This is a genomic window from Amycolatopsis sp. NPDC059027 (assembly GCF_042739735.1).
Taxonomy (GTDB): domain Bacteria; phylum Actinomycetota; class Actinomycetes; order Mycobacteriales; family Pseudonocardiaceae; genus Amycolatopsis.
The window spans coordinates 67,168-69,663 of record NZ_JBHYIK010000049.1; the positions used below are offsets into that span (position 1 = coordinate 67,168).

Sequence of the window (2,496 nt, forward strand, 5' to 3'; positions counted from 1 at the left end):
TGAGAGCGGGTGAGAGAGCGGGTGTGTCAGTGTTAGATTTACTGCCCCAGCGCCCACGCGTCGGGGGGTGTTTGCCGCTTCCCCCCCCCCCACCACCCCAATTTATTGGATGATAACTCACACTAAAGGAAATGACGGATGACACAGAGTTCCGCCAACAGCGAGCCGGAGACACAGGTGCGAACGTCGTCCGGGGACACCATCACCGGAAGGCCATTGGGCTCGTTGGTGATCGGCGTATGTGGCTCCAGCTGTGCTTCTTCGACCGGGGAACTGGTCGAGGAGGCCGCGAGTTACGCCGACGACATCACCGTGGTCGCCACGCCGACCGCGGCCGAGTTGTTCCTCGCCGATCTTTCGGTACCGGTCTACACCGACGAGGACTGGGTCGACAACCCCCTGCACGTGACCCTCCTGCAACGAGCCGACACCCTGGTGATCGCGCCCACCACCGCGACGACCTTGGCCAAGGCCGCTACCGGTGTAGCCGACACGCTCGTGGCGGCCTTGGTGTGCGCCCATGGTCCCGGTGTCTATTTCCAGCCGTGTATGAACGCGAAGATGTGGTCCAGTCCCGGAGTACGCCGGACCGCGGACACTCTTCTCGCCGACGGGCACCACATCCTGGAAGCCGGCCCCAATGCCTCGCGCGCCAGCCGAACCATGGGATCCGGCGTCGGGCGGATCCCCGGCAACGTGCTCGCCGCCGTCGCCGAGCACAAGCTCAGGATGCTCCAGCTCCCCACGAGTGCCTGATCCGTCCTATCCTGCTACCCGGCAATCCTTACCGGCACGAAATCAGCAACGTTGGAGATGAGCACCTCGCCTCGCGGCGCCTACCGTTCAGGTATCCGGCTGATGACGCCCGACCGAACGAAGGAGCCACAACGATGCCGAAAGTTTCGTGGGACAGCGCCACCCAGGTCGAGGAACTCGGCCCGGTCCGGGACCGGTACGAGGTCCTCGACGGCTACTCCGCCAACTTCACCATCTTCGACGAGGACATCGACGCGACCCCGCTGCTCAAGGGCCTGCCGCAGGATCAATGCCAGTGCCCGCACTGGGGATACGTCATCAAGGGCCGCATGACCGTCCGCCTGGCCGACCGGGACGAGGTCTACGAAACCGGCGACGCTTTCTACACGCCGGCCGGGCACGCCCCGCTGAAGCACCAGGCGGGCACCGAGGTCATCATGTTCAGCCCGGAGGAGGAACTGCGCAAGACCGGGCGGGCGGTGGCCAAGAACGCCGAAGCGGAGGGCTTGCACGTGGTGCGCACTCAGCGGCAGGCGGGAAATGACGACACGAACTAGTCCGGCCGACCTCGAGGAGTTCCCCGTGTTCGACGTGATCGTCATCGGCGGCGGACCGGCCGGTCTCGCCGCCGCCCTCACCCTCGGCCGCGCGATCCGGCCTGCCCTCCTGCTCGATTCCGGCGAATACCGCAACGCACGCGCCGAGAACATGCACAACTTCGTCACCCGGGACGGCACGCCGCCGAGTGAGTTCCGCGCGATCGTCCACTCGGAACTCAAGCAGTATCCCACCGTCGAAATCCGGAACGCGACCGTCGACGACGCCAAACCCCTGGCGGACGGCGAAGGTTTCGAGCTGACGCTGGGGGACGGCTCGGCCGTCCGGACACGGCGCCTGGTGTTCGCCACGGGCCTGGCGGACGAACTGCCGCCGATCGAGGGCTTCGAGCAGGCGTGGGGACGCGGTATCTACCACTGCCCGTACTGCCACGGCTACGAGGCGGCCCGCGACAACCCGATCGCCGTGCTGTACACCGACGGCATCATGGTCGACCTCGCGCTGCACCTGCGGAGGTTCAGCGCCGACGTCGTCCTGTGTGCCGACGGCCGCCTCGACGAGATCGACGCGACGGCGCTGGGCCGGCTGGCGGACAGCGGGATACCGGTCCGCGGCGAAAAGATCGTCCGGCTGGTGTCCGGTGAAAAGGGGCTGGAGCGTATCGACTTCGAGTCGGGCGAGCCACTCCCCCGGACCGCGCTCTTCGCCGTCGGGCAGTTCGGGCAGCGCTCCGAGTTGCCCGAAAAGCTGGGCTGCCGCCTGCTGCCGGACGGGTGCGTGGAAGTCGACGACTTCCAGCTGACCAGTGTCCCGGGGGTGTACGCAGCGGGTGACATGGCACATCGGGAGAGCATGCCGATGCCGATGCCCTTCGTCGCGTTGGCGACGGCCAGCGGCACGCTCGCCGCGATCGCGGCCGACAAGAACCTGGTCGCCACCGACACGGCTCCGCGGTCGGACGTCGGCGCCGCCTGACACCGGGGCTTGTGGTGTCGTCCGTTATGGATTGTGCTGCCGTGCAGGGGTCTTTGAGGCCCCCACGGCACACAATGTGACATTCTCGGCGTGCCGCGATGCCGGTAAGGCCAACAAGGGGGGGTCTGAGGCCCCCAAAATGGCCGATACCGCGCGAGTCTCCAAACTGGACCAAAGTTTCGGCAAGCGCGGGTAGCCGGGCTACCT

The 2,496-nt window shown here is 66.7% G+C and carries 3 protein-coding genes; all 3 read left to right on the top strand.

Features of this window, described 5'->3' with window-relative positions; translation table 11 throughout:
- Window positions 1–138: 138 nt before the first annotated feature.
- The 3 genes from ACFWY9_RS29955 to ACFWY9_RS29965 all read left to right on the top strand — a co-directional run bounded on the left by ACFWY9_RS29955 (window position 139) and on the right by ACFWY9_RS29965 (window position 2,289).
- Entirely contained in the window at window positions 139–756 is a 618-nt protein-coding gene (locus ACFWY9_RS29955; protein WP_378331814.1) for a flavoprotein, read from the top strand.
- Between the two features lie 134 nt (window positions 757–890).
- Window positions 891–1,313 (top strand): cupin domain-containing protein, encoded by a 423-nt coding sequence (locus ACFWY9_RS29960; protein ID WP_378331813.1) that lies wholly within the window; start codon window positions 891–893, stop codon window positions 1,311–1,313.
- Window positions 1,297–2,289 (top strand): NAD(P)/FAD-dependent oxidoreductase, encoded by a 993-nt coding sequence (locus ACFWY9_RS29965; protein WP_378340443.1) that lies wholly within the window; start codon window positions 1,297–1,299, stop codon window positions 2,287–2,289. Before ACFWY9_RS29960 ends, ACFWY9_RS29965 begins: the two co-directional genes overlap by 17 nt.
- Window positions 2,290–2,496 lie beyond the last annotated feature (207 nt).